The 19,092-nt window shown below is 68.6% G+C and carries 9 protein-coding genes and 2 pseudogenes; 8 read left to right on the forward strand and 3 right to left on the reverse strand.

Annotation, left to right across the window (positions count from 1 at the left end):
• Positions 1-390 precede the first annotated feature (390 nt).
• Positions 391-852, forward strand: a complete 462-nt coding sequence (locus tag FHS42_RS37040; RefSeq protein WP_246494738.1) for a hypothetical protein — start codon at positions 391-393, stop codon at positions 850-852.
• Here the strand turns inward: FHS42_RS37040 and FHS42_RS14815 are convergent.
• Together FHS42_RS14815 and gabT are read right to left on the reverse strand one after the other, a co-directional pair.
• Positions 776-1,804 carry a phosphatase PAP2 family protein gene (locus FHS42_RS14815; protein WP_184572655.1) on the reverse strand — a complete coding sequence of 343 codons (1,029 nt, stop codon included), beginning with the start codon at positions 1,802-1,804 and terminating at the stop codon, positions 776-778. The genes FHS42_RS37040 and FHS42_RS14815 overlap by 77 nt on opposite strands.
• 389 nt (positions 1,805-2,193) lie before the next feature.
• The gene (gene gabT / locus FHS42_RS14820; RefSeq protein WP_184572656.1) at positions 2,194-3,543 is read right to left on the reverse strand and encodes a 4-aminobutyrate--2-oxoglutarate transaminase; all 1,350 of its coding nucleotides are present in this window, start codon (positions 3,541-3,543) and stop codon (positions 2,194-2,196) included.
• Between the two features lie 996 nt (positions 3,544-4,539).
• On the opposite strand from gabT, the gene FHS42_RS14825 reads away from it, so the two are divergent.
• The 6 genes and pseudogenes from FHS42_RS14825 (at position 4,540) to FHS42_RS14850 (ending at position 16,459) form a co-directional block, all read left to right on the forward strand.
• Complete coding sequence (locus FHS42_RS14825; RefSeq protein WP_376772596.1) at positions 4,540-6,738, forward strand: type IV secretory system conjugative DNA transfer family protein; 2,199 nt, start codon at positions 4,540-4,542, stop codon at positions 6,736-6,738.
• A gap of 174 nt (positions 6,739-6,912) precedes the next feature.
• Positions 6,913-8,802, forward strand: a complete 1,890-nt coding sequence (locus FHS42_RS14830) for a PucR family transcriptional regulator (RefSeq protein ID WP_184572658.1) — start codon at positions 6,913-6,915, stop codon at positions 8,800-8,802.
• 528 nt (positions 8,803-9,330) lie between these two features.
• Entirely contained in the window at positions 9,331-10,791 is a 1,461-nt protein-coding gene (locus FHS42_RS14835) for an aldehyde dehydrogenase family protein (protein WP_184572659.1), read from the forward strand.
• 662 nt (positions 10,792-11,453) lie between these two features.
• A pseudogene (locus FHS42_RS14840) lies at positions 11,454-13,375 on the forward strand (acyl-CoA dehydrogenase family protein).
• Positions 13,376-13,871: 496 nt separating this feature from the next.
• Positions 13,872-15,161 (forward strand): 1-deoxy-D-xylulose-5-phosphate reductoisomerase, encoded by a 1,290-nt coding sequence (gene dxr / locus FHS42_RS14845; RefSeq protein ID WP_184572660.1) that lies wholly within the window; start codon positions 13,872-13,874, stop codon positions 15,159-15,161.
• Positions 15,158-16,459, forward strand: a complete 1,302-nt coding sequence (locus FHS42_RS14850; RefSeq protein WP_184572661.1) for a M50 family metallopeptidase — start codon at positions 15,158-15,160, stop codon at positions 16,457-16,459. The genes dxr and FHS42_RS14850 overlap by 4 nt, the downstream gene beginning before the upstream one ends.
• Before the next feature lie 115 nt (positions 16,460-16,574).
• Here FHS42_RS14850 and FHS42_RS14855 read toward each other — a convergent pair whose 3' ends face one another.
• Positions 16,575-18,182, reverse strand: a complete 1,608-nt coding sequence (locus FHS42_RS14855) for an IS1182 family transposase (protein WP_246494740.1) — start codon at positions 18,180-18,182, stop codon at positions 16,575-16,577.
• A 793-nt stretch (positions 18,183-18,975) separates the two neighbouring features.
• On the opposite strand from FHS42_RS14855, the pseudogene FHS42_RS14860 reads away from it, so the two are divergent.
• Positions 18,976-19,092, forward strand: a pseudogene (locus tag FHS42_RS14860) (flavodoxin-dependent (E)-4-hydroxy-3-methylbut-2-enyl-diphosphate synthase); the annotation flags it as partial.

Consider the following 19,092-nt stretch of genomic DNA (forward strand, 5'->3'; position numbering starts at 1 on the left):
CTTCCGCAGTGACCGCACCGGTCGTGAGGCAGGGCACTTCGCTCGCTGGTCCCGCAGCTTGAGAGGGGCTCGTCGCACAGAAAGCGGGAGGCGGCGCCACTTGCGCTGGCTCGGCCTTTGGGCCTGCGTGTGGGGCAGGAGGCACGGGGCACGGGGCACGGGGCACGGGGCACGGGGCCCATGCGACGCAGGAGTGGCGGACGGGGCGGGGCCCGGGCCTCACCGTCCGCCACTGTCGTCTCCTTACTTGCGCACGGCACATCGCCCGAGGCTGCAACCCGCATCACTACCGATTGGTAGCCGCAACCTGAGTAAGGAATGGCCAGGACCCTCTTCTCTCCCGTGAGGCGCACGACTACGCGGACACGACGAGAGGGAGAGGCAGAGGGCATGAGTGACGCGGGGGCGAGGAGTTCCGTTCGGTGGCTGGCATCGGCGGCATCCGACCCCGAGGCTTGCTTGGCGGATTGGGAGCGCAACCCGTTAGGGGTGGCGCTGTTGCCCGCGGGCCGGCTTTGGGATGTTTTGATCATGTCGGGGGAGGTAGGCGGCCCGACGTTCGACATGCTGAGTCGCAGTGTGGAGCGGCTCGGCCCGGTGCTGGCCGACTTCAGCGACTCGCAGGTGGGTTTCTTCGTGCCGCCGGGCACCGCCACACGGTGGGTGGCTACCGGGGTACGGGGCGTGGGGCACGGTGCCTGGCTCGTGGTGCCCTACCCGGGGCGGGCGACGGGGGGTGTTCGGTGGATCAATCCTCCGGACGGCTCCGGCACGCTTATCGGGTCGGCGGCGCTGGAGTTGGCGATGCGTGAGGCGGCGAGTCCTGAGCCGGCCCCTGGGGAGGGCGGCTGACGGTGAGCGCTCGGCGTACCGACCAGACGACGCAACCCAGCAGCAGAGCAGACAGACACCAACTGCCCAACACATCCAGCGGCCAGTGGTAGCCGCGCCGTACCAAGCCCAGGCCAATGGCCAGGTTCAGGCACATCAACCCGGCCAGCAGCCATCGCCACATGACGGGGCGGCAGGAGTCGGCGGTCCTTGTCGGGGATTTCGCGGACGCGTTGGCCGGCGCCCCGCGCGGTGCGCTAGCGCGAGCGACGGTGCGCGCGAAGACAGCGAGGAGGAAGACCGCGCCGTATCCGACGGCTGCTGTGGCCGCGTGGCCGGAAGGGTAGTAGCCGTTCCCGCTGGTGAAGGGAGTGCCGTCCGGTCCTGGCCGCTGCAGCCAGGCCTTCAGTGGGGCGACGAGCGCGGGTACGGCGCCCATCACGACCGCGGCGGCCAGTGGCGGCAGCCACCAAAGACGGGCCCTGGCCCGGTGGCCACACCATGCCCCGTACCCCATCGCTACCACGAGTACGGGCACCACGATCACGATGCTGCCCAGGTCGGCACAGAACTCGGCGATGGCCTCGGCAACGGACGAGGTGGAGAACCCTGACGGCACGGCTCCATGCCGCACCACGGAGCGACCCAGGCGCTCATCCACGGTGCGCAATGGACCGTCGGCGGCTACCTGCCAGGTGACGGTCGAGAAGAGCAGCGCAGCGGCGCCGAATACGAGAAAGAGTGCATAACCGAGGAAGGGCAGCCCCGGAACAAGGGGGGTGGTTCCGGGGCCGCCGGAGTGACCGGGGCGCCGCGCGCCCCGGGGGGTGTGGGGCGGGCGGCCATCCGATCGGTGAGGAGATCCAGAGCCAAAGACTCCAGTGGTGTGCGCCAAGGCGCGGCCGGAACGGGGCGTGGGATGCACCGGCCCGGCATCGCCCGCAGTCTCCTGCGAGCGGGGTGTTTCTCTCATCTGCGGGAACCGTACGCCAGGAGGGAGACGGCCGATAGCTGGATCACTCGTCCGACATTGCTCTCGCACATCTTCTTCACGAGGTGTGCTCGTCTTTCCGCGCCGCGCTGTACTCCCATGCCCTGGCCCCGTTCCTGTCCCTGCGAAGGCCTGTTCTGGTCCTCAGCGTCCCGGGCGAGGGCCGGCGGTGGGCGCGATAAACGCCACGCCAGCGCGGTAGTACGGGCCAGGCTCCGTCCGCGGGGCCGAGTCGGCTCCGTACGGGCCTCACGACCGCTTAGCTCCCCGCTTGGCCCCATACGGTGCCAGACGAGGTTGAGGGAGGCGGCGACGGTGCGCTGCGCTGAGTGGGACAGGGCCGGGGTTCGACGGTGGTCCTGCGGGCGCTGTCACAACCGGGCGAAGGCCTCCTCTAGGAGGTCGAGGCCCTCGTTCAGCAAGTCCTCGCCGATGACCAGTGGCGGCAGGAAGCGCAGCACATTGCCGTACGTACCGCAGGTGAGGACCACGAGACCGGCGGCATGACAAGCCTTGGCCAGTGCGCTGGTGGCATCCGGGTTCGGGTCCTTGGAGCCCGACTGCACCAGCTCGATGGCGATCATCGCGCCACGGCCGCGAACGTCGCCGATGATCTCGTACTTCTCCTGCATCGAGCCGAGTCGGCCCTTCATAACCTCCTCGATGCGCCGTGCTCGCGCGTTGAGGTCGAGCTCGCGCATCGTCTCGATCGAGCCGAGGGCCGCGGCACAAGCCACCGGATTGCCGCCGTAGGTACCGCCGAGACCGCCGCTGTGCGCCGCATCCATGATGTCGGCGCGGCCGGTGACCGCGGCAAGCGGCAGGCCGCCCGCGATGCCCTTGGCTGTGGTGATCAGGTCGGGCACGATCCCCTCGTCCTCGCACGCGAACCACTGGCCTGTTCGGCAGAAGCCGGACTGGATCTCGTCCGCGACGAAGACGATGCCGTTGTTGTTCGCGAACTCGACGATCTTCGGGAGGAAGCCCTTGGCGGGCTCGATGAAGCCCCCCTCGCCGAGCACTGGCTCGATGACGATGGCAGCCACGTTCTCTGCCCCGACTTGCTTGCTGATCATGTCGATGACCTGGTCAGCGGCCTCTTGCGCGCAGTTCTCGGCACCGGTCAGCCAGCGGTAGGGGTAGGCGACCGGAACCCGGTAGATCTCCGGCGCGAAGGGCCCGAAGGAGTGCTTGTACGGCATGTTCTTGGCGGTGAGCGCCATGGTGAGGTTGGTGCGGCCGTGGTAGCCGTGGTCGAAGACGACGACCGCCTGACGCTTGGTGTAGGCGCGGGCGATCTTCACCGCGTTTTCTACAGCCTCGGCGCCGGAGTTGAACAGTGCCGACTTCTTCGCGTGGTCACCAGGTGTCAGCTTGGCGAGCTCTTCACATACGGCGACGTAACCCTCGTACGGCGTCACCATAAAACAGGTGTGGGTGAAGTCGGCGAGCTGCGCGGAGGCGCGGCGTACGACCGCCTCGGCGCTTGAACCGACCGACGTCACGGCGATGCCGGAGCCAAAGTCGATCAGCGAGTTGCCGTCCACGTCCTCGATGACGCCGCCACCCGCGCGAGCGGCGAAGACCGGCATCACGCTGCCGACACCACTGGCGACCACCGCGCTCTTACGAGCCAACAGTTCCTGGGACTTCGGGCCGGGGATCGCGGTGACGAGACGGCGCTTCTGGGGGAGGGAGGGGCCTCCGGACAATTCGGTCATGTGGCGCTCCAGGGGTACGCAGGGGAATGCGGGGCTTTACGTCGCAGGCTAGGGGTGGCGCCAATGCCCGGGCATGTTCCGTTCGGGAGAAGTGCGCGTGTTGCGTTGTCCGCAGCGGACATAGCGTGAGGCTGGGACATAGCGGCGCGAACGGCGCAGCCCCCGGCAGGAACGAGGCACTCCCGGCGTGGGGACACTAGATTGAACCGCGGCGAAGCGGCGAAGGGCTGTCCATGGAGCTGACTTGGCGTCGGGTGCGGGCTGGGATTGGTGCTGGCGCACTGACGGGTACGGGGGCTGGCGCGCATCGGCGAATGGCAGCGCGGAGCGTGGCCTGGGGCACGGTGCCGGGGCCCTGGCGCGCGGTCCACGGGGTGACTGCGGAATGGGAAACGGGGCACAGAGCCGGGACACGGAGCGCGCATGCTTCGGCCACAAGGTCGGCGGGGCAGGCGGGGCCTGCCTGGCCGCGGCAAATGCCCACCGAAGTTTGGCGCGATCGCAGGTCGTGCACAGTCTGGTTGCGGTGGTCGCCGGGTCGAGGTTCCGCATGGCCCCCGAGACCGTGGCGTGGTTGCGGTATGGGGGACGGTGGCGTGGCCGACGTCCGGTGGGCTACGCGCCGGAAGCGTGGCCCGGGCGGCTAAGCGGGGTAGTGAGTTCGGGTAGTTGGCAGGGCTGGTCAGGGGCAAGGGATAGCGGATGGACACCGAAGGCACCTACGACGCACGTGGCATGCGACGGGATGCCGTGCCGCGCCCGGCCGACCGCGAATGGCCCCCCGTTTCGCCCGCTGGCCCGGTAGGGGCGCCGGCGGCACAGGATGCTCCGGTGGCCCCCCCATGGCGGCCGGGGCCGGGGACGGGGCCCGCAGTGCCGCCGCCGCCTGTGGTCCCCCCGCAGTCTTCGCGTGCCTCCGACCCACCGCGTGACCCGGGGCAGCCGTGGCGCCCGCCCCGAGAGGCCGACACGTCGCAGTGGGTGCAAGGCGCGCCCATGCCTCCGGCAGCGCTGCCCGCGCCGCTGCCGGGGGCCGCGCCCGGTGCCGTGCCACCATCGCCGAACCGCGCGAGCCAGCCCTACCCCGGAGGGCTGCCGAATATCGTGCCACCGTCACTGCCACTGCCACCGATGCCGCCGGCTCCGGCTGGCGCCCCTGACGTGCCGTCGGTGCAGCAGCATCCATTCCTTCAGTGGCTCCGCACGGCGCGTCGAGTCACCGAGCCGGGCATCTGGGCTTACGGTCACCGGCCCAAACCTGCGGAGGAGCCGGATCGGATTCCTACGCGGCGGCTGGTGAGCGGGGCGCTGATTGCTGGGCTGTGTGCCTGGTTACTGTGGAGATTGATCATTACCGCCGTTTTCGGTGACTTCTACATGTGGCCATTCGAGCAGTTCACCCCTGATTCGTGGTACCGGGACGAGAGCGGCAAATTTGATAACCAGGCCTACGTCAATATGGTCCGGGTTTACGAATACTTGATCGGTGGTGGCATCTTCGCCGCCTTCGGCAAGATGGGCCACTGGCCCGAACTAGCCCGCCGCCTCCTGGCCCCCCTGATCCGCCACGTACAAGAACGCAACACCAACCCCACCCGCCCCCCAGCCGACCTGGAATCCGATCCTGCCGAATGGCCCGAATTGCGGCAGGCCGGAGCGCGGGATGCTGCCGAGCGGTTGGCGTACGAGGCGCGGGCCGGGCTCATGAATGACGTGGACCACGCCCGTCTCGCGCAGGCTTGGAAGTCCGTGCGTGCCCAGCCCAGCCGGATGCCGGCCTTCGTTGACACGGTGCTGCGGCACGGTGCTGCGGCATGCGCACACCCTTCGGGGGCGCGCGACTTGCCGGCGCGGAGCGCGCACCACGACATGGTCACGTGCCAAGTTCGGCTGGGCACGGCCGTTGACGATCTGCGCAACCCCTACCAGCACCGGGGCGTGGGCCTGGCTCTCGACCCAGACGTGCTGGGTACGTCGCTGCTGGCGGTCGGGCCGCCCGGGTCGGGGAAGACGGCGCGCCTGGTGGGCCCCGTGGTGGAGGCGCTGTGTCTGCAAGCGCTCGCCGGACAAGTCGCGGTCGTGGCTGTTGGGGCGGCGGGCGCAGGGCTGGGGCCGGATGAAGCGTTCGACGTCGTGGTGAAGATCGGTCGGCCCGACTCGGCGTACGACCTCGATCTCTATGGTGGCGCGGTAGACGCCGACGAGGCGGGCGGCATCCTTGCCGAGGCGCTGCTCGGCGACCTGAGCCTTACATTGCCCGGCGGGGAGAGCCAGCGTGCGGCTACGGCTATCGCCCAGCTCGTCGGTCCCTTCCGTGCCGCTCATGGCCGCTACCCCTCCGTCCCCGAGCTACGCGAACTGCTGGAGGGTTTCGCCCCGGCATGGCTTGCGCTCCGTAAGGTGCTCGACGCGACCGGGCAGCAGGCGCAGGCGCGGGAACTCGACACGCGTGAGCGGCAGGCCGCGCGCCCCGGAGACATCGGCGCACTGCTAGCCGAACGGCTTGCTCTGCTGGACCGGCCGGCCTTCGCCGACTTCTTCAAGACCGACGGAGCCAGCCGCCCCTTCTCGCTGCGCGCCCTGGAGCACCCGTTGAGGGTGCGCATCGACCTTCCGGAACGGGGTTACGCCGATGCCTCCCGGATGCTCGCCCGCCTCATCGTCGCTCAGTTCACCGAGAGCGCCGTCAGCCGCACCGACCGATCGCTGTTCGCCTGCCTCATCCTCGATGACGCCTCGCACGCCGTTACTCCCGAGGCGCTGCGCGGCATCCAGCGTCTACGCTCCGCCAACGCGGGCGCCGTTCTCACGCTCCGTACCCTTGATGACGTACCCGAGGGCCTACGCAGTGCCCTGCTCGGTACCGTGGGCTGCCGGATGGCCTATGCCGGGCTGACGACATGGGACGGGGCGCGATTCGCCGAGGTGTGGGGCAAGGAGTGGGTGGAGACACGCGACGTCACCGATCGCCAGATCATCTCCGACGAGCCGCTCACCAAGGTGCTGCACTTCATCCGCAGTGTGGCGACGGGCAAGGCCGCGACCGCCCAGTCGGTGACCGTACGGAAAGTGGAGCGAGAACGTTGGTCGGCGTCCGAACTGGCCCACGCCGTGCCGCCCGGGCACGCCGTGCTTTCCCTCACCTCCGTACGGGGCCGTAGCGCTCCACCAGTGCTGGTCGAGCTGGGCGGCTGAGCACTACTGCCGTCGGGCGAGCGCCACGTGAACCTCGCGCCTGCTCCATAGCCCAAACGGGATTCCTGCGATTTCCTCCATTGAGGCAGAATCGGGAAGAGCCGTTCGTACGGGACGGCGCACTCCTCGCGTCCCCGCCGAAGCGAAGCCGCCCGAAGCCGCAACGAAGGTGCCATGCCTCCCACGCTCGCCTCTCTCGTCCACCACTCCACTCTCAAGCTGACTGTACTTGCGGGTGAAGACCGGCTGGACGCACCCGTGCGCTGGGCACATGTCAGCGAGTTGCCCGACCCGGTGCCGTATATGGACGGCGGTGAGCTGCTGCTGATCACCGCGATGAAGTTGGACGCCGAGGAGCCGGAGGCGATGCGCCGTTACGTGCGGCGGCTGGTAGACGCGGGGGTCGTCGGTCTCGGCTTCGCGATCGGTGTCAACTACGAGCAGGCGCCTGCAGCCCTCGTCCAGGCCGCCCAAGAGGCCCGGCTGCCGCTGCTTGGAGTGCCGCGCCGCACCCCGTTCATCGCGATTAGCAAGGCCGTCTCGGCCGCCATCGCCGCCGACCAGTACCGGGCCGTGACTGCGGGCTTCGAGGCACAGCGCGAACTCACCCGCGCCGCACTCGGTGCCGAGGGCGCCACGGCGCTGCTGGCCAGGCTCGCCGCCCACCTCGACGGCTGGGCAGCGCTCTACGACGCCTCCGGGACGCTGGTTGGCTGCGCACCCGATTGGGCTGCGCGCCGTGCGACCAAGCTCACCGGCGAAGTCGAGCGGCTACGGGCGAGGCCAGCGCCCGCCAGCGCCGTCGTCGGGGGCAGTGGAATGGACGGCGACGAAGAGGCGGCGGCCGACCGGGTGGAGTTGCAAACGCTGGGTATCGGGCGCCGTACACGGGGCGTCCTGGCCGTAGGGACGGGGGCGCCGCTAGGCACCGCGGAACGCTACGCCGTGCACTCCGCCGTAGCCCTGCTGACCCTCACCACCGAACGCTCCCGCGCACTGCGCGAGGCCGAGCAGCGGCTCGGAGCGGCCGTCCTACGCATGTTGCTCGCTGGCGAACCCGACCATGCGCGGGCCGTGACTGGGCAACTCTACGGCGGGCTGCTTGACGCCCCCTTCCGCGTGTTGGTTGCCGAGGTAACGCCCGGCAACCAACACGCCCATCACACTGCTCCGTCTGGGCCCCGTGCCCACGGGGCCCAGAAAGCGACCGCCGTCGCGCCGCTTGCCTCGTCAACTCCGGCTGCGGGGCATACGGCGCCTGCACCAGTCGCTGCGCCCGCCGGTACCAGAGAGACCGGCCCTGCGCCCAGCAAGGCTGCGTCTTCCCGCGCTGTGTCGTCTGCGGGCGGCTCCTCCCGCCCCGCCCCGCACCCTCAGTCGCCTGCCTCCGTGCCGGTGCTGCCTGGCGGCGCTGCGGCGCTGGTGCCGGCCGATCCGTTGGGCTCCCTCGTGGATGCCGTCGAGGCGGCGGCCGCGCGTTCGGGGGAGGCGGTGCTGATCGTTCCCGACGGCGGGAGACTCATCGTCCTCGCTACTGATGGTGGAACAGCCGTCGAAGCGTGCGCGGAGTACGCCGAAGCGGTGGAGGCGCGCCGGGGCGGCACGGCACGTTCCCGCGACCGCAGCGGCTCCGACCCAGACGACAGCCTCGTTATCGGCCTCTCCGCTCCCGCGGGCCCCATCGCCGCTGCCGCTGCTTACCGTCAGGCCGAGCAGGCGCTGTCCGTGGCCCGGCGCCGTGGTCGGGTACTTGTCGAGCACGAACAGGTCGCCGCGGGATCGGTGCTGCCGCTGCTCGCCGACGACGCGGTGCGGGCCTTCGCTGACGGTTTGCTGCGCGCCCTGTACGACCACGATGCAACGGGCCGGGGCGACCTGGTGGCGAGCCTTCGGGCCTGGCTTTCCCGGCACGGCCAGTGGGACGCCGCAGCTGCCGACCTGGGCGTACACCGTCACACGCTGCGCTACCGCATGCGGCGGGTCGAGGAAATCCTCGGCCGCTCACTGGACGATCCCGACGTACGCATGGAGCTGTGGCTCGCCTTGAAAGCCATGGGCATTTAGCGCATGTGGGCGGCGCGGTAGGTGGTGACCCAAGGGTGCCAGGCGCCGGGTGCGGGTTTTGCTCGTCCCCGCTGCTCCTTGCCCCCGCCGCTGCTCCGTGCTCCGTGCTCCGTGCCCCGTGCCCCGTGCCCCGTGCGGTGCGGTCCCCGTACCCCGGTTGGTTACTCCGGGCTCTGCCTCGTGCCCCGTCCATCAGCCACCGCATGCTTCGCCGTACCCGTGATGGCATCTCCCGCCCCACTGCACGTGCCAATCCGGCACGTGCAGTGGGACGAGTGCTACGGGTCGGACAAACGCCACGCTGTGGCATCGCCTCTACGGTGGACCAGAGTGCGTCCAGCACTCCGGTCAGTGGTTCACCCAGGACGCAGGCGTTCCGGTCAGGCCCGCGTCACCCAGTCCGGCACCCGGGGGCGTGCGTGGGTCAGTCGGTAGCAGCGTTCCCCGCTCCGCCCACCGGATGGCCTGTGCTCGCTCCGTGAGAACCAACCGCACCATCTCCATCACTTGGAAGGGCCGGGATTCGCTGTGTCAGTCACCCATGAATCTGCTATTCACGCTTTCTGGCTCGCTGGCCGCAAGACGACCGGCGAGGACACGCTCGACGTCACTTCACCCTGGGACAACCGCCTCGTCGGCACCGTGAGTGTTCCCACCGATGCTCAGGTCGAGGAGGCCGTAGCCGCGGCCGTAGCCGTGCAGGCCGAGTTGGCCGCTACGCCGGCGCATGTGCGCGCCAGCGCCCTGGACCACGTCATGAAGCGGCTCATCGAGCGCACCGAGGAGATCGCACGGTTGATCTCCGCGGAGAACGGCAAGCCCATGAAGTGGGCGCGTGGTGAGGTCGGCCGCGCGGTCTCGGTGTTTCGCTTCGCGGCGGAGGAAGCGCGCCGATTCAACGGCGGCGAGGCCCAGCGTCTGGACACAGATGCCGGCGGGGTCGGACGGCTGGCGCTCACCCGTCGTTTCCCGCGCGGCACCGTGCTGGGCATCTCCCCGTTCAACTTTCCGCTCAACCTCTGTGCTCACAAGGTTGCTCCCGCCATCGCCGTGGGCGCTCCGATCATCTTGAAGCCGGCCCCTGCCACTCCGCTGTCAGGGCTGCTCCTTGGCGAACTGCTATCGGAGACCGACCTCCCGGCGGGTGCCTGGTCGGTGCTGCCCGTGCCCAACGACCGGATGCCCGCGCTCGTGCAGGACGAGCGACTGCCGGTCATCTCCTTCACCGGCTCCGACAAGGTCGGCTACGCCATCATGGAGTCGGTGCCCCGCAAGCACTGCACCCTGGAATTGGGTGGTACCGGGGCGGCCGTAGTCCTTTCCGACTTCTCATCCGAGGCTGACCTCGACTGGGCCGCGACCCGTATCGCCACCTTCTCCAACTACCAGGGTGGCCAGTCCTGTATTGCCGTCCAGCGCGTTATCGCGGACGTATCGCTGTATGAACGGCTCGTACCCAAGATCGTGGCCGCCGTCGAGGCCCAGGTCACCGGCGACCCGTCGGATGAGACGACTGAGGTCGGCCCGCTGATCAGCGAGGATGCCGCGAAGCGGGTCGAGTCGTGGGTCGAGGAGGCGGTACGGGGCGGAGCGACATTGCTCGCCGGCGGTAAGCGCGATGGAGCCTCCTATGCCCCGACCGTCCTCGCCGACGTCCCCGCGGGTGTCACCCTTGCCTACGAGGAGGCCTTCGGCCCCGTGCTGACGCTCCAGCAGGTCGATGGCGAGGCCGCCGCCTTCGAGGCCGTTAACGACTCCAAGTACGGCCTCCAGGCGGGCGTTTTCACGCATGACACACGCGCCGCATTTCGGGCCCACCGTGCACTAGAGGTCGGTGGCGTCATCATCGGCGACGTGCCCTCCTACCGTGCTGACCAGATGCCTTACGGCGGAGTCAAGCAGTCCGGCGTGGGCCGCGAGGGCGTTCGCTTCGCTATGGAGGACTACACGTACGAGCGCGTGATGGTTCTCACCGGCCTCGACCTATAGGCCCACGGGGCTGGGTTCGGAAAGCACCTGCGAAGCCGGGGAGCCAGAGAGCGCGGGGTCGGTTACAGGAGGGCCCCGAGAGGGCCGGAGCGCGTATACCGCGTTCCGGCCCTGCCATGCTCGCCGCCCAGCTCCCCTTCACCGTGATGACTGGCCGCACGCGGCAGCGCCCTGCGCCGCCCCCGCGCCGGGCTCCGTGCGCCGTGCGATGGCCGCACTGGCGCGTGTCCCGCCCCGGTTCTTGGGCGTTGCCCCCGTGCCCCCGTGCCCCCGTGCCCCCGTGCCCCCGTGCCCCGTGCCCCGCTCTTCCCACCAGCCTCACCGCGTCCCGCTTCTCCCGCGGAGGCTCGCCCCTTTGCTTCAGCGCCCGCCTGTCCCACGGCGTCCCACTTTCACCGCCGCCGATTTTGTGCCCGGGCACTCTCCATGTCTCTGCCCTGTGCCGCCCACACCGGCTGGCCGCTGCAACTCCGGCCCCGTTGCGCCGTCCGCCTCGCTCCAACGCGGGAGGTGGTAGAGATTGGCTGGATCGGGTGCATGCGGACCAGTAGCACCGGCCGGTAGACCGCGGGCGCCGGGGCGGCAGCCCGGGGCTTCTTGCCGGTCGAATTCACTGCCCAGACGCCGCGGCGAGGTGAGCCCCCATGACCGCACCATCCGTAATGCCCACGTCCATCTCCGAACGCGCAGCGCGCTAGGTGGCGTGGCCGCCCGGGAAACGGCCCGGCGAAAGCCGAGCTTTGCCAAGGAGTTGTTCCTCGGCCCCTTTTGGCTTGACCTCATCCATCCCTACCCCTCCCCCAGTAACAACAGCGCGCGGCGCGGTGAGGAATTCCCTCGCGAACGTTTGCGACTTCTGCGAAACGCAGATCGACAGCGCCCGCATCGAACGCGAAGCGCGCATCCCGGACGAGACGATCAACGGTTTCAAGGCACTGGGCGCCCTGGGTACGAAGATCGGTACGGAGTACAGCGGGCTCGGACTGAGCCAGGTGTACTACAACAGGGCCCTCGCTCTTGTCGGCTCCATCAGCCCCGCAATCGGTGCGCTGCTCTCCGCACACCAGTCCATCGGCGTGCCACAGCCGCTGAAGATCTTCGGCACTCAGGAGCAGCGGGATACCTTCCTGCCGCGCTGCGCCCGTACCGACATCTCCGCGTTCTTGTTGACGGAGCCGGATGTTGGATCTGACCCGGCGCGGTTGGTGACCACCGCAGTGGCAGACGGCGATGACTACGTCCTGGACGGTGTGAAGCTCTGGACGACCAACGGGTGGTCGCCGATCTTCTTTTTGTCATGGCTCAGGTGCCGAAGAGCGAGGGGCACACGGGAGGCATTACGGCGTTCGTCGTCGAAGCCGTCGCCAAAGGGGTCACCGTTGAGAACCGGAACGCCTTCATGGGCCTGCGCGGCATCGAGAACGGTGTCACGCGCTTCTACCGGGTACGGGTGCCCGCCGGGCACCGGATTGGCCCCCGAAGGCGCCGGTCTGAAGATTGCTCTTACCACCCTCAACACCGCCGGCTGTCGCTGCCCGCCATGTGCGTCGGCGCGGGCAAGTGGTGTTTGAAGATCGCCCGAGCATGGTCGGCGGCGCGTGAGCAGTGGGGCAAACCGATCGCCCCGGCATGAGGCGGTGGGCTCGAAGATTGCGTTCATCGCCGCGACAACGTTCGCACTGGAGACTGTTGTCGACTTGTCGTCTCAGATGGCCAACGAGGAGCGTAACGACATCCGGATCGAGGCCGCTCTTGCCAAGCTATACGGCTCCGAGATGGGCTGTCTGATGGCTGACGAACTCGTGCAGGTCCGCGGTGGTCGCGGTTTCGAGACGGCGCCCTCGCTGGCGGCTCGCGGTGAGCGTGCGGTGCCCGCCAAGCAAATCCTGCGTGACCTGCGGATCAATCGGATCTTCGAGGGCTCCATGGAGATCATGCACCTGCTCATCGCGCGTGAGGCCGTCGATGCGCCCCTTTCGATCGCGGGCGATCTCATCGACCCGGACACGTCACTCAGCGACAAGGCGCGGGCCGGGGCCAAGGTGGGTGGCTTCTACGCCCGCTGCCTTGCGCAGCTCGTGACGGGGGCGGGGCAGCTCCTGCTTGCGTACGCACACTTCAACCCGCCTGGTCACCGGGACCTCGCCGCTCATCTGCGCTACGTGGAACGCTCCGCGCGCAAACTCGCCCGCTCGACCTCCTGCGCCATGGCGCGCTGGCAAGGCCGGATGGAGACCAAACAAGGCTTTCGCGGGCGCATCGTGGACATCGGCGCCGAACTGTTCGCGATGAGTGCGGCATGCGTGCGTGCCGAGCGCCTGCGTACGGAGGGAGCGCACGGAGCCGAGCCATACCAACTCGCCGAAGCCTTCTGCCACCAGTCCCGTATCCGTGTCGGGGAGCTGTTCGGTCGGTTATGGACCAATACCGACGACCTGGACCGCAAGATCGTCTCCGAAGTCCTCAGGGGACGTACACCGGGGTGGAGGAGGGCATCCTCGACCCCAGTGACGACGGTCCCTGGATCGCCGACGCCACACCGGGGCTGCCGCGGGGGCCCAACATGCATTGCCCGGTCCGCTGACGCGCCCTCACGGCACCGCTCTTTCAACTTCGCAGTCTCTGTGGAAACACGGTGCCTGTGGAGACACGGTCGACAGCGGTCGTACGGGCCTGCTCCGGCCGTCCGATGCCCCTCGACTCAAACGATGCACTCTGCGCCGCCTGCCTGCCTTGCTCAGCTTCTGGGCTTGCCCGCGTACATGCTCGCGGACGACCGGGCATCATCCTGTCGGAGCACGGAGCACGGAGCACGGAGCACGGAGCACGGAGCACGGAGCACGGAGCACGGAGCACGGAGCACGGAGCACGGAGCACGGAGCACGGAGTGTTTTCGCCTGACTCCGTGCCCACCCTGCCCCGTCGCCCCGTCGCCCCGTCGCCCCGTCGTCAGGCCGAAGTTCCGAGCCTCGCCGCCCCGTGCCCCGTTCGTCAGTTGGGTTCGCTCGTTGCCCGCCATGGCAGAGTCCTACTAGCGGAGTGCCACCCAATTCCCCCAGCGGAACAGCCACAATGGGGGGATGACGGACTCCCTCGCCACCCCGCATCAGCCGTTTGCCGCTGCCACTGACGCCTCCAAAGGTTCGGAGGACCCGCGTTCCATCGTGATTCTCGGCTCAACGGGTTCGATCGGAACCCAGGCCATCGACGTCGTGCTGCGTAACCCCGACCGCTTTCGGGTCACAGGGCTGTCCGCCGCCGGCGGGCGCGTGGAGTTGCTTGCGGAGCAGGCACAGCAGTTGCGAGTGCGTACCGTCGCGGTCGCGCGGCAGGACACGGTCCCCGCGCTGCGTGAGGCGCTGAAGGCGCGGTACGGCGCCGAGCCATTGCCGGAGATCTTGGCGGGACCCGATGCTGCCACCGAACTCGCCGGCAGCACATGTCACTCCGTACTCAACGGCATCACCGGCTCCATTGGTCTCGCGCCGACGCTGGCTGCTCTAGAGGCGGGCAGCGTGTTGATCCTTGCGAACAAGGAATCTCTGATCGTCGGCGGCCCGCTGGTGAAAGCCGTGGCCAAGCCCGGCCAGATCGTTCCGGTTGACTCCGAGCACTCGGCGCTCTTCCAGGCGTTGATGGGCGGCACCCGCTCGGAGGTGCGCAAGTTGGTTGTCACGGCCAGCGGCGGGCCCTTCCGGGGCCGTAGTAAGACGGAACTGACTGCTGTCACGCCGCGCCAGGCGCTCGCCCATCCGACCTGGGCCATGGGCCCCGTCGTCACCATCAACTCGGCGACTTTGGTGAACAAGGGGCTCGAAGTCATCGAGGCGCACCTGCTCTTCGACATTCCCTTCGACCGTATCGAGGTCGTCGTTCACCCCCAGTCGTATGTGCACTCCATGGTCGAGTTCACCGACGGTTCGACCCTCGCCCAGGTCAGCCCGCCCGACATGCGCATGCCGATCTCGCTCGGCCTCGGCTGGCCGGACCGGGTGCCGGACGCCGCCCCCGGCTGTGACTGGACGAAGGCAGCTACCTGGGAGTTCTTCCCGCTCGACACGGAGTCGTTCCCCTCCGTCGCCCTGGCCCGGCATGTGGGTGGTCTCGGCGGTACGGCGCCCGCCGTGTTCAATGCGGCGAACGAAGAGTGCGTGGACGCGTTCCTGGCCGAGCGGCTGCCCTTCACGGGCATCGTGGACACCGTGGCCGAGGTGGTCTCCGAGGGACTGGCTTCCGGAACCGTGAAAAAGAGCCATGATGGAACCTCGCTCTCGGTGGCTGACGTCCTGGAAGCGGAGACATGGGCGCGCGCCCGCGCTCGCGAACTGGCCGCACGGGCGGCGAAGGCAACATCGGAGGTACGCGCATGACGACCTGGATGACGATTCTCGGCATAATCGTCTTCGTCGTCGGCCTGCTTTTCTCCATCGCCTGGCACGAGCTCGGGCACCTGTCAACAGCCAAGCTGTTTGGCATCCGGGTGCCGGAGTACATGGTCGGTTTCGGGCCGACGATCTTCTCGCGCAAAAAGGGCGAGACGGAGTATGGCGTCAAGGCCATCCCGCTCGGCGGCTATATCCGCATGATCGGGATGTTCCCGCCCGGGGAGGACGGGAAAGTTTCGGCGCGCTCTACCTCGCCGTGGCGCAGCATGGTCGAGGACGCCAGGTCCGCCGCGTACGAGGAACTCCAGCCGGGCGACGACAAGCGCCTGTTCTATACGCGCAAGCCGTGGAAGCGCGTGATCGTGATGTTTGCCGGGCCGTTTATGAACCTGGTGCTCGCCGTGGTGATTTTTGTCGGGGTGATGATGGCCTTCGGCATCAACAGCCAGACCACCACCGTCGGCTCCGTATCCGAGTGTGTGATTTCGGCCTCGGCCAGCACCGACACCTGCCCCAAGGACGCCAAGGACTCCCCGGCCAAGGCAGCGGGCCTCAAACCGGGCGACAAGATCGTGGCCTTCAACGGTCAGCCGACGCCGGACTGGCAGACCCTCCAGCGTGACATCCGTGACACCACGGGGCCCGCGACGATCACCGTGGAGCGGGATGGGGCGCACACGACGCTGCGTGCCAACCTCATCAAGAACAAGGTCGCCAAGTCCGACGGTGACGGTGGCTACGTCAAGGACGAGTACGTCACCGCCGGCTTCCTCGGGTTTGCACCCGCCACCGGAGTCGTGCAGCAGTCTTTCGGCGAGTCCGTTGACCGCATGGGTGACATGGTGCAATCCGGCGTCGAGTCACTCATCGCCCTCCCGTCCAAGATCCCTGACCTGTGGAACGCTGCCTTCGGCGACGCCGAGCGTGAGCCCGACTCACCGATGGGTGTGGTGGGCGCCGCACGCGTCGGCGGCGAGGTTTTCAACCTCGACATTCCGCCGGAGCAGCAGGTCGCCACGATGCTGTTCCTGGTGGCGGGCTTCAACCTCTCCTTGTTCCTGTTCAACATGCTGCCGCTGCTGCCGCTGGACGGCGGGCATATTGCCGGCGCGCTGTGGGAGTCCCTACGTCGCAAGGCGGCGCGCGTCTTCCGCCGCCCCGACCCGGGCCCCTTCGACGTGGCCAAGCTGATGCCGGTCGCATACGTGGTGGCCGGGATCTTCATCTGCTTCACGTTGCTGGTGCTCATTGCGGACCTGGTGAATCCGGTACGCATCACCTGATGGTGCGGGCCTCGGCGCACAACGCATCGACGGCATGGTCCGTGCTACCGCGCCACCGGCCCCGTACGGCTTGGGACGCCGGACGCTGACTCTGTCGGGGATCTTGGTGGTCTGCTCAGTCTCTGGCGGACCGCCAAGACCTCGGCCGGGGGATTCCGTGCTGGTCTAGGTAGTTCTGGAAGGCGGTCGGCGGCCGTGGCGGGGGTGTTTCTCCGGGAATCGGCCGTCGGCTGAGGCGTTCGATGTTTGCGGCGATGGCTGTGAACACGTGCTGTAAGTGGGCTTTGCGTTGTCCCCGGTAGCGGCAGTGGCGCATGCCGTGTCCGTGGGCAAGCTCGTTGATGGTGCCCTCCACCCCGGAGCGGACCGCGTAGCGGGCCTGCCATTCGGGTGTCTGTTGCTCGGCGCGGACGCGGAGTTGCAGGTCACGGAGTTCTCGCGGGGGAAAGCCCACGCTCCGGGCTCTGTCGGCGGTGGTCGTGCAGCGGCTGCGGGCCGGGCAGGGACGGCACTGGCTCTTGGTGAACCGCGCCACGATCATAGGTGCCGCGGTGGGTGAGGAGGCTGGGTAGGGGCCGTGCCATCCCGCGCTGGTCTCGCCCTGCGGGCAGATGACCTGGCGGCGGTCGAAGTCAATGTGGAAGTCGTCGCGGCCGAAGCCGTTGTTCCTGCGGTTCTGGCGGGTGGTGTTGACCGGTAGTGGTCCGGTGACCGTCACCTGGTGTTCGCGGGCTGCCTGTTCCAGATGGGCCAGGGAGGTGTAGCCGCCGTCGACCAGGTGCTCGGCGGGCAGCAGCCCGCGATGCTTGAGCCGGGTGTGGATGCCGGGCAGCGCCTTCGCGTCGTAGCCGGTGGCGTCGGTGGTGGCCACATCTGTGATCACGTTGACGCCGTCGGGATTGCAGGTCTCGGTGAGGTGCGCGACGAACCCCTGCCACCGGGTGTCGCCGCGGCGCGCGTAGCGGGCCGTCGGGTCGTAGGGCGAGACGACCGCGACCGCCGAGGGCGGCAGCCCGCCGTCCTCCACGGTCCGCCAGCGCAGGCGGCCGGCCCCGTCGCGGTAGTAGTTCTGCACCATGATCTGCCGCAATGCCTGGACCCGGGGGCCGGACAGGCGGTCCGCCCCGTGCTCCCCGACGTGTTCCAGCAGCCGGACGGCGTCACCGCCGGTGGCGAGGATCCTGGTCTTGGGGCGGGTGGGGTTCTTGCCCAGACGGACCGGGCGGCCGTAGCGGCGCCCCCACTCCTCGTCGACCAGGTCGGCCAGCAGGTGCGGAACGGTGCCGGCCAGCTCTTCCAGCGCGGCGCGGACGGCCTCGGTGACCAGTTCCAGCCGGGTGAGGTCGCGCACCGCGGCCAGGACGTGGGTGGAGTCCGTGCGCTGGGTGGTGCGTTCCCGGACGAGACCGGCCTCCTTCAGGCGCGCGAGCGCGAGGTCGAGGAGACGGTCGGCTCGGCCGTCCTCAGTGAGACGGTCGCGGAAGTCGGACAGCACGCTGTGGTGGAAGCCGGGATCGTCCAGTTCCATGGCCAGCGCGTATTTGAAATCGATGCGGCAGCGAACCGCTTCGGCCGCCTGCCGGTCCGACAGACCGAGCAGGAACTGCAGCACACAGACGGTGGCCAGCTGGGCAGGCGAGAGACCTGGGCGGCCGTCGCGCGGGTACCAGTCGGCGAAGTCCTCGTCACGCCACAGCCCGCCCAAGTGGTCTCTCACCCACATAGCCGTTGTACCGCTCGGATTGCTCGCCCGCGCCATCTGCACGGTCAGGGAAGGGACTTGCTCACCAGAACGGGCGTGGAGCGACAACGGGCACCTCGACAACTGCATCGGTTCCTGAACAGAGCCGAGCATGCCCGTTGATCATGCTGCCTCGCCGGGGATCCTCAAGATCCCCGACAGAGTCAGCGTCCGGTTTGGAACGCCGGACGGGGTCGTACGGGCCGCCGGTGGTTCGGTTGCACATCCGAGTTGCACATCCGATACGGGGCGGTGATGGGGCCTTCGTAGGGTGACAGGTAACGCGTGCGGCTAGCTCGGCTTCGTACGGGGCCGGGCTCGCGCACCGGCAGGCGTGTGCAGGGGCCGGGGCTCGCATTGGTCCCGATGAGCTCCACCGCCGGCCCCAGTGATTGCCTCGCTCCGCACGGAGCCCCGACAGCGCCGGAGCAGACGGGCAGACGGAGCAGACGCGATGCAGCAGGCGGGCTCCCGCCCCGTCCCCGTTACGAGTGCCGGGGCCCCCGCCGCTTGTCAGGACGTGTCTGTGCGCTGCCCTGGCGAAGCTGGTACGGGCTTACGAGCCGTTGGCCCAGCGGTCGCCAGTGGATCTTTCGGCTCGTTGACGTGCGCACCACGAACGGGCGAAGACCAGGCGAGATGTGTTCGTCCGACTATCACCGATCGTGTGAGGTTAAAGGCTGGGTGCGCTGGCCGTGTGCCGGGTGCCGTAATCTCGAAGGCTGGAGCCCGCCGATCTCGGGACCTCGTTACACACCTTGGGGTTGCTCGCCAGATGACAGCGATTTCGCTTGGAATGCCTTCCGTTCCGACCAAGCTTGCCGACCGCCGGGTTAGCCGCCAGATTCAGGTGGGCTCGGTGGCGGTTGGTGGTGATGCTCAGATCTCCGTG

The sequence above is a fragment of the Streptomyces zagrosensis genome (genome assembly GCF_014203645.1).
Taxonomy (GTDB): Bacteria; Actinomycetota; Actinomycetes; order Streptomycetales; family Streptomycetaceae; genus Streptomyces; species Streptomyces zagrosensis.

Excerpts from the sequence above, each read along its gene's own strand:
- FHS42_RS37040 (WP_246494738.1), top strand. The coding sequence starts at position 391 with ATGAGTGACGCGGGGGCGAGGAGTTCCGTTCGGTGGCTGGCATCGGCG.
- FHS42_RS14815 (WP_184572655.1), bottom strand. The coding sequence starts at position 1,804 with ATGAGAGAAACACCCCGCTCGCAGGAGACTGCGGGCGATGCCGGGCCG.
- gabT (WP_184572656.1), bottom strand. The coding sequence starts at position 3,543 with ATGACCGAATTGTCCGGAGGCCCCTCCCTCCCCCAGAAGCGCCGTCTC.
- FHS42_RS14825 (WP_376772596.1), top strand. The coding sequence starts at position 4,540 with ATGCCTCCGGCAGCGCTGCCCGCGCCGCTGCCGGGGGCCGCGCCCGGT.
- FHS42_RS14830 (WP_184572658.1), top strand. The coding sequence starts at position 6,913 with ATGCCTCCCACGCTCGCCTCTCTCGTCCACCACTCCACTCTCAAGCTG.
- dxr (WP_184572660.1), top strand. The coding sequence starts at position 13,872 with ATGACGGACTCCCTCGCCACCCCGCATCAGCCGTTTGCCGCTGCCACT.
- FHS42_RS14850 (WP_184572661.1), top strand. The coding sequence starts at position 15,158 with ATGACGACCTGGATGACGATTCTCGGCATAATCGTCTTCGTCGTCGGC.
- FHS42_RS14855 (WP_246494740.1), bottom strand. The coding sequence starts at position 18,182 with ATGTGGGTGAGAGACCACTTGGGCGGGCTGTGGCGTGACGAGGACTTC.